General features: G+C 47.2%; 5 protein-coding genes. 2 read left to right on the top strand and 3 right to left on the bottom strand.

Features of this window, described 5'->3' with window-relative positions; genetic code table 11:
• Positions 1-191 precede the first annotated feature (191 nt).
• The 3 genes from NIES208_RS01340 to NIES208_RS01330 form a co-directional block, all read right to left on the bottom strand.
• Entirely contained in the window at positions 192-857 is a 666-nt protein-coding gene (locus NIES208_RS01340; RefSeq protein ID WP_075888917.1) for an HAD-IB family phosphatase, read from the bottom strand.
• A gap of 180 nt (positions 858-1,037) precedes the next feature.
• A complete protein-coding gene (locus NIES208_RS01335) occupies positions 1,038-3,212 on the bottom strand; it encodes a glutamine synthetase III family protein (RefSeq protein ID WP_075888915.1) in 2,175 nt (724 codons plus the stop codon).
• Between the two features lie 104 nt (positions 3,213-3,316).
• Positions 3,317-6,142, bottom strand: coding sequence for a cation-translocating P-type ATPase (locus NIES208_RS01330; protein ID WP_075888913.1), 2,826 nt, complete (start codon positions 6,140-6,142; stop codon positions 3,317-3,319).
• 368 nt (positions 6,143-6,510) lie between these two features.
• On the opposite strand from NIES208_RS01330, the gene NIES208_RS01325 reads away from it, so the two are divergent.
• Both NIES208_RS01325 and NIES208_RS01320 read left to right on the top strand, forming a co-directional pair.
• On the top strand, positions 6,511-6,969 hold the full coding sequence (locus NIES208_RS01325) for a pentapeptide repeat-containing protein (protein ID WP_075888911.1): 459 nt from the start codon (positions 6,511-6,513) through the stop codon (positions 6,967-6,969).
• Between the two features lie 118 nt (positions 6,970-7,087).
• Positions 7,088-8,803 carry a glycosyltransferase family 39 protein gene (locus NIES208_RS01320; protein ID WP_216349326.1) on the top strand — a complete coding sequence of 572 codons (1,716 nt, stop codon included), beginning with the start codon at positions 7,088-7,090 and terminating at the stop codon, positions 8,801-8,803.
• The last annotated feature ends 20 nt before the right edge of the window (positions 8,804-8,823 follow it).

Here is an 8,823-nt window from a genome sequence, read left to right as displayed (position 1 = left end):
CCCAATGTCCCCGTGCCTCCCCCTCTCCGTGTCTCCCTATTTCAATGTCCCCGTGTCTCCTTTTCCCTGAAGCATTGAGGCGAAATCCTTAACCCAAACTGAGGTTGATCAAAGCAAATTTCTTCGCATCCATTATGTGCCCAATTCAGCTTTCATGCCCCTCTGTCTTTTGAGCAAACTGTAAGCAGGTACTAGGCGGGAAAGCCGTTAGTTTCTAAATAGTTGCGGATATCATCAAAAGTTTCCCAAGGGACATAATTTGTTTTGCCTTCTTGGTCGAGGTAGTCGCGCAAATGTCTGCGGGCAAATACTAAATCTGCCTCCAGCGCCATATTAATGTCCGTCAATGAATCACCGATGGCGATCGCCTTTTGGTATTGGTACTTTGCCATCACCTGAACCTTTTCAACCAATTCCGTGCCTCCCTCAAAGGGCGAGATAATAGTAAAAAATTCGTCTTGGGTATCAATGTTCATGGCAGCAACCGTTTCAATATGGGCACGGTGGGGTTGACCATCTGTACCCATACGAGCCAATACGCGCTCGACCATTGCCACCAAACCACCAGAAACAACAACACAAGGCACTTGATTCGCAGTCAAAAATTGCAAGAACTCACTAAAGCCCGGTCGCGTTTGCTTATCGTTCACTTCATCGACAAAAGCGGGAAAACGCTCGGAAGGAATGGCTTCGAGGATCGTTCGCACACCTTCTCGCAAGGTGATTTCGCGATGGTAGAGCTTCGGCAGAATATCGACAGAAATTTCAGGCGCAAATTTTCCTAGGGCATCGCCAAAGGTATCGGCAGTCGTAATCGTGCCGTCGAAATCGCAGAAGACAATTGTTTTTGCGTCCATGAAGTTTTGTAAAGTGAGTGTCCCGAAAATTATAAACGTCCCCACTAATTTTGCAAGCTGCCGGATAACCCTAGTCAAGATCTCCACAAAAAAATCTCCCCAATATATTGGAGAGATTGACTGGGTTGATTGAAATTAGGCCACGCTTACAAGGTGACTCTAATCAAAGCATTTCAGAAATTATTTGATAAAGAGCATTTCCTGGTAGGTGGGAAGGGGCCATGCGCTGTCTGCCACAAGTCCTTCGAGGGCATCTGCAAAGCCACGTACTTCATCCATCATGGGACGAAGTGTGCCTGCACAGTATTGCATGTGCTCTTCGGTAGAATCGAAATCTTCCTTGGCGATCGCCGCTTCCAGTTTGTCCGCAGACGCAACGAGATCATTAGCAAGACCTGCAACAGTTTCAGCGATGGACTTGTCGAGGGAAATGCCCATATTGCCCAGCTTCGCACTAGTGTCAGCCAGCTCAGAAAGATAAGAAATCGCTGCAGGGTAAATCATGGTCTTCGCCACATCGACGACTACCTTAGCCTCCACATCAATGGACATGATGTATTGCTCAGCGTAAACTTCAAAACGACTTTCTAGCTCGATGGGGGTCAACACACCCGTATTCTTGAATAGCTGACTAATACTTTCATCCTTGAGCCAAGGTAGAGCATCCGCAGTGGTGGGAAGGTTCTTAAGACCCCGCTCTTCCACGGCCATTTTGTGCCACTCTTCGGAGTAGCCATTGCCACCAAAGATCACAACACTATGCTTTTCCATGATTTCCTTCAGGACAGTGAGGATAGCATCGCTCAGTTCAAGGCCTTTAGCCAACTCTGCTTCGAGGCGATCGCCAACCCAAGTCAAAGAATCAGCCAACATCGTATTGAGGGCGATTAAGGGGCCCGCAACAGATTGACTAGAACCCACAGCACGGAACTCAAAGCGATTACCAGTGAAGGCAAAAGGAGAAGTACGATTGCGATCGCCAGCATCCTTAGTCAGAGAAGGCAGAACAGCAACACCAAGATCCATCACACCCTTCTTCTTAGAATCAGCAACAGAGCCATTCTTAATTTGCTCAAATACTTCCTCAAGCTGAGAACCAAGGTAAACAGACATAATCGCCGGAGGCGCTTCATTAGCACCAAGACGGTGGTCATTACTCGCATTCGCAATCACCGCACGCATCAAAGGACCATACTTGTGCACACCACGAATCACAGCACCACAGAAGACGAGGAACTGAGCATTCTCATGGGGAGAATCACCAGGATCAAGGAGATTACCTTGGGTAGGATTACCCACAGACCAGTTAACATGCTTACCAGAACCATTGATACCAGCAAAAGGCTTTTCATGGAGAAGACACATAAAACCATGCTTCTTCGCAGTAGCCTTAAGGGTCGTCATAATGAGCTGCTGGTGGTCACTGGCCACATTAGCCGCTTCAAAAACAGGCGCAATTTCAAATTGGCCGGGAGCAACTTCATTATGGCGAGTCTTAGCCGGGATACCGAGCTTATAGAGCTGAGTTTCAACATCTTGCATAAAGACCTGAACACGCTCAGGAATAGCACCGAAGTAGTGATCATCAAATTGCTGACCCTTAGCCGGAGCCTTACCGAAAAGAGTACGACCAGCAAGAACGAGATCAGGGCGTTGGTACGCAAAATTAGAATCAACGAGGAAATACTCCTGCTCAGCACCACAGCTGGAGTTAACGCGGGCAATATCCGTGTGACCAAGAAGCTTCAACACTCGCTCTGCCGCTTCGTCCATCGCATCAATAGAACGGAGGAGAGGCACTTTCTTATCGAGTGCTTCCCCAGTCCAAGAGACAAAAACCGTTGGAATACAGAGGGTAGACCCATTCTCTGTTTCCATAATGTAGGCAGGGCTAGTCACATCCCATGCGGTGTAGCCACGGGCTTCAAAGGTGTCACGGATACCACCGTTAGGGAAGGAAGAACCGTCAGGCTCACCCTGTACGAGAAGCTTGCCAGAAAATTCGGAAATAACTTTACCTTCACCTTGAGGGGAGATGAAGCCATCATGCTTCTCTGCCGTCAAGTTTGTCATTGGGTAGAAGACGTGAGCGTAATAAAGAGCGCCCTTCGAAATAGCCCAGTCGCGCATTGCGGTTGCAACGGTTTCCGCGATGGATGGGTCAAGCTTCTCGCCTGTCGTAATTGTCTTTTTAATAGACTTAAAAACAGACTTAGGAAGACAAGCCTGCATTTTACTCAGGTCAAATACGTTCGTTGCCCAAATCTCCTCTAGGGAAGATGGGGCACTACAACCGATGGGAGTACGGCTGATAATTTGCTGAACGGCTTGAACGCGTGCTTCGTTTCCAGTCATAGGTTTATTTATAGGTCTAACCGCCTAATAGTACTCAAGGGAACTACCCAAAAAAGATAATCTCTATACAGAATGATGATTTATTAACAATGTACTCTAACGGTCTATTTTTGTTGTCTTTTTGAAAAAAACCAGCGAATCAGTAATTTTTCGAGCTCTACCCAGACGAACATCAAAGTACTAAAGCCGAGGCAAATGGCTAGTTGGGTCATGGTCAGGAGCTGGGTCTCAAAAAAGTTGCGTAGGGGGGCAATGTATATCAATGCGAGTTGTAGTAGTGTCGTACCGAGTACAGCCCAAATCAAATAGGGGTTACGGAAAAAATCTAATTCGAGGGTGAGACGGGTACGGGAACGGGCGGCGATCGCATGACCCATTTGAGAGAGGCACAGGGTAGTAAATACCATTGTTTTCCAGCTATCGGCATCGATACCGAGTTCGGGATAGTTGAAGGCGATCATCATTAGGGAAATTGTAATAATCGCAAAAACAATGCCGACGCGTACTATATAAAAACCCAATCCCCTTGCGAAAATGCTCTCCTGGGGGCTAAAGGGGCGGCGCTCCATCACATCAGGTTCTGCTGGTTCGACGGCAAGGGCAAGGGCTGGCACACCATCGGTCACAAGGTTCATCCAGAGAATTTGTAGGGGACTTAGGGGCACTGTGGGTAAGGCGAGGAGGGGCGCTGCGGCAATGGTCAACACTTCGCCGACATTGCTACCTAAAATGTATTGGATGAAATGGCGGATATTGGTAAACACTACTCGTCCTTCTTCGGTGGCGGCGACGATGGTTGTGAAGTTGTCATCGAGCAAAACCATATCACTGGCTTCTTTACTGACATCTGTGCCTGTAATGCCCATGGCGATACCAATATCGGCTTTTTTAAGGGCTGGGGCATCGTTCACACCGTCGCCCGTCATCGCCACAAACCGACCGTTAGTTTGTAGGGCTTGGACAATGCGCAGTTTGTGTTCTGGGGAAACGCGGGCATACACACTGACATCGCCGACAATGGTTTCTAATTCTGGTTGGGACAGTTTTTCGAGTTCAATGCCTGTGAGACTTTTGGTGTTGGCATCGGCAATGCCTAGGTTTTGGGCGATCGCCTTGGCTGTAAAGGGATGATCACCGGTAATTATGATGGGACGAATCCCGGCGGCTTTACATTTCACGACCGCATCACGAACTTCGGGGCGAGGCGCATCGAGCATTCCCACTAGGCCAAGCCACACCATATCTTTTTCGGCAGTATCGTCATCTTGAGAAGTGGGAATTTCTGCTAAACGACGATAGCCAAATCCCAAAACCCGCAAGCCCCGCTGGGCAAGGTGTTCATTGCGCTGGAGGATTTCCCGGCGATCGCCCTCTTCTAGTTTTTGAATACCACTGTTCGTCTGGTATTGCAGACATCGCGCCAAAATTATCTCCGGAGAGCCTTTGCAAAATAGCTCATAGACAAACTCGTCACCCTCTGTGTCTTGAGGATTTCTGCCGATGACACTCATGCGTTTACGCTCCGAGGAAAAGGGGAATTCTCCTAATCTTTGCCATTGCTTCGGCATTTCTGTGTAGTGCGGATGACCCTTAGCCGCTAGCGCTAATAGGGCTCCTTCTGTGGGGTCACCAATAACCTGCCACTCTTTTTCTTGCTGACTCAGATTAGCGTCGTTACAGAGTAAACAACCTAATAAAAGCTGTTGGAGGGCAGCATCGCTTTGGGGGGCGATCGCCTCACCGCGTCGAATAAAATCCCCTGCTGGCGCATAGCCATTACCTGTCACTCGGAAGGCATGGTCAAGGGTTTCCACTTCCTGCACCACCATTTTGTTTTGGGTGAGAGTTCCGGTTTTATCGGAACAAATCGTATCGACAGAACCAAGGGTTTCAACGGCGGGTAATTTACGAATCAAAGCATTACGTTTCACCATGCGCTGGGTGCCGATCGCCAAAGTCACCGTAATCACAGCAGGCAACCCCTCCGGCACAACAGCCACCGCCATACTCAAGGAAACCTCAATCAATTCTTTCAAGCGGCTGAGATTTCCCACCTGCCAACAGCCAATCACCACCACGAGCACCACAATGACAATGGAGCCAGTGACCAAGACATTACCGAGCTGTGCCATCCTTTTCTGTAACGGCGTATCCTCCGATTCGACCCCCTGGAGCATCGTGGCAATATTGCCCAGCTCCGTTGCCATCGCCGTGGCTGTCACCACAAACTTACCCCGCCCCTTTAAAACCTCTGTGCCCGTGAACACCATATTGAGGCGATCGCCCAAACTTTTTTCCGTAGTAAAGCCCCCAACATTAACCTCTTTCACAACAGGCGTAGCTTCACCAGTTAACGCCGACTCACGAATTTGTAAATTTGCCGCCTCCAACAAAACACCATCAGCACAGAGCTGGCTCCCAGCCTCAACAAACACAATATCCCCCGGCACAACCATTTTGCCGTCAATTTCTTGGATCCGCCCATCCCGCAGCACCCGAACCTTAGGGGACGACATTTTTTTTAGGGCCGCTAGGGCTTTTTCCGCACGGCTCTCCTGCACAAACCCCAAAACCCCATTGATCACCACAATAGCCAGAATGGCGATCGTATCCTTAAACGGAAAAGAGCCAGACTCAAACCCCCCATTACGTAGATCCGTAAAATCCAAGACCCCAGAAACAATCGCCACCACGATCAACATCAGTAGCATGATGTCCTGGAACTGATCCAACAAAATTTTCCATTGAGATCGCCCTTTTCCCTCTTGTATCTCGTTGGTGCCATGAACCAGTAAACGTTGTTGCGCAGTCTCCTGATCTAGACCCAGTTGGGGATCCACCTGTAACTGTTCGAGAATCTTTCGAATACTTGTTTGATACCAAGGCAAATGCTGTTCTGATGAATCAAAAGAAATGGAAGAGTCACGCACAATAAATACTCAATATGACGAAAAATAAATTATTTAGTCATCATAATACTTGTCTTTTCTAAACTGTGTAGACTGGCGAAAATCATGAAGATTTGTTATAATAAATATGAGCAACTATCGTACTTTTCAAAACACTGAAATGTAACGTCTTAAGTCTTTTGCCCATAGGGCTTTCGGGATTGTGAAATAATTAAAGTGTGAGTTAAAAAAGCACTTATTTATTTTGAGTTTATTGATTATATTTTTTCGATTAATTGATTTCGGGAATAGGTGCGGTAGGGGTTGAAGGAGAATATGTCTTTTTGCCTAGAAAGCAAAGATACAAAATCCCCCAAAAGTTTAACAACGAAGTATGAGGAGTAATATCTATGAAACGCTTATTTTTAGTATTAGCTGCGATCACAGCAACATTGGCGATCGCCAGACCTGCGAACGGTGAAAATCCAGACCATGTCCGTCAGCTTTTAGAAACGGGCGCTTGCCAAGGCTGTAATTTAGTAGGGGCAGAGCTAGCTGGTGCGCATTTGATCGGTGCTGATTTGCGGGATGCAAACCTCAGCTATGCAAACCTAGCCCATGTGAACCTTGAGGGTGCGGATTTGACGGGTGCAAATCTAGCGGGTGCTGATATGACCGAGGCATTTTTAACTAATGCAGTCCTCAATGATGCTCGTTTAGATCGCGTTGATTTCACTGCCGCAAAAATGTACGACACTCTTGTAATGGGGGCATCGATGGAAGACTTGACCTTGACTGATGCTGAAATCTTCAACACAGGTATTAGCGTCGGTGGCAGCTACGAAGAGTTTGTGCCGGGTGAAGAGTAATTTTACTCTGCCTTACATGTCGTACTTGCATTTCAATGAAAGTTATAGTCCTTGCCGCCTAGATAATGGCGATCGCCCTTCAGCAGTGTGACAAACTCTGTATGATTTGGGAGAACTATTGCGGTTGTCGACTGTGACGGAAAAAATAACAAAACAAGACTGGTGGCTACTCGGACTTTGGGTAGCCATCGGTTTTTGTTTGCGGTTTGGGAATCTGACGCTCAAACCCGTATGGGGAGATGAGTGGGCAACCCTCGTTTTTAGTTTGGGTGCAGGATTCCGAGGCATTCCCTTCGATCAGCTTATTAGCCAAGAGATTCTGTTATCACCGCTTAAATTTGACGCAACCACTTCTCTCAATTTTGTTACCAGCAGTCTTTTAACTGAAAGTAATCACCCGCCTCTGTACTTTTGGCTAACGCATTTGTGGCTCAGGCTATGGTCAACGGATGGAGGGTTTATTTCAATCTGGGTCGGGCGATCGCTGAGTGCGCTGTTTGGTGTCGCGTTAATTCCAGTCGGTTTTGGCTTGGGTTGGTTTTGTACAAAGATGCGTCGAGTCGCTCATTTTTTTGCCGTGGCGATCGCCATTTCACCTTTCGCCGTTTATTTATCCCAAGAAGCCCGTCACTATAGCTTGGCACTCATTTGGGTTTGTCTTTCTTTAGGCTGTTTAGTCGCAATTATTCGCGCAGTAAAAGCAGGGCGATCGCCATCCTTTCAGCTTATTATTTTTTGGCTAATCGTGAATGGTTTTGGCATTGCCAGCCATTTTTTTATGGTGTTGCACATTTGGGCAGAAGGGTTAGTGCTACTCCGTTTTTATGTTGCAGATTCCGGTTTTTCGCTACGTAAGCCGAACACATTTCAAGCATTTTTAACGCACATATTCAAAGCACCCTGGCGAAGGGTAATGCTGGGTTTACTCGCCAATGTTGTGATGATTTCAATTTTGCTAGAAACCTGGTCTGGCAATTCCGACAGCAAATTAACGTCTTGGCTCAGTCAGGATTACGGTTTTAGCTTTGAGGCGATCGCCCCCATCGGTCGTTTGCTGCTGTGGCTTTGGGGAACCGCATTTACTTTTCCTCTCGAAGCACAATCAAGAATAATCGTAATCATTGCGGCGATCGCCCTTGTCGGCACATTTCTTTGGCTTAGTCCGCAGCTATTTCGAGCAATTCGAGTGGCTACAAAAAATTTAGAAAGCCGTATTTTCCTCAACGTGATTGGCGCGAATTTACTGACTTTTCTTGGTTTAATTTATGTCGCCAAACTTGATGTCAGCCTTGCGCCCCGCTACCAATTTATTTATTTGCCTGCTGTTCTTTTCCTAATCGCAACAGCATTAAATTATTTTTGGCAACAAAATAAAAAGCCTATAACCATTGCCATTTTGATTTTGATGTTTGTTGGTTCTTTAGCCACAAATTTTGACACCGCCTATCGCAAACCAGAAAATACACGGGCGATCGCCGCCTTTATCCAAACCCATCACCTTGCCGATCAACCTCTGGTCATTGCCACCCGCGATCGCAGCGCCGCCGAATTACGAACTCTTCTGGGTATTGCTTGGGCATTTCAAGAACAAAAAAACTCAATATCACCTCACTTTTTCATTCTCAGTGGCGACAATCGTAATCCCCAACCAATCTTGCAGCAGAGCACAGAGACTTTACAGAAGGATTTTGAACTGTGGATGGTTAATACCCCCGTCGCACCATCTGCCGAACAGTGCGATCGCCTAGCTGAACCGAAGGATAATATTTCCGGTTTTCATTACCGTCGCTTTCTTTGCCCCGTAGTGTTGCCAACCAGCAAAAAGAGCCTGTAACAGCTACAGACTCTTCATCA

Origin of the sequence: [Limnothrix rosea] IAM M-220 (assembly GCF_001904615.1) — a bacterium.
Lineage (GTDB): Bacteria > Cyanobacteriota > Cyanobacteriia > Cyanobacteriales > MRBY01 > MRBY01.
Note: the sequence above shows the minus strand (reverse complement) of the source record. Positions and strands in the feature narration are given on the sequence as shown.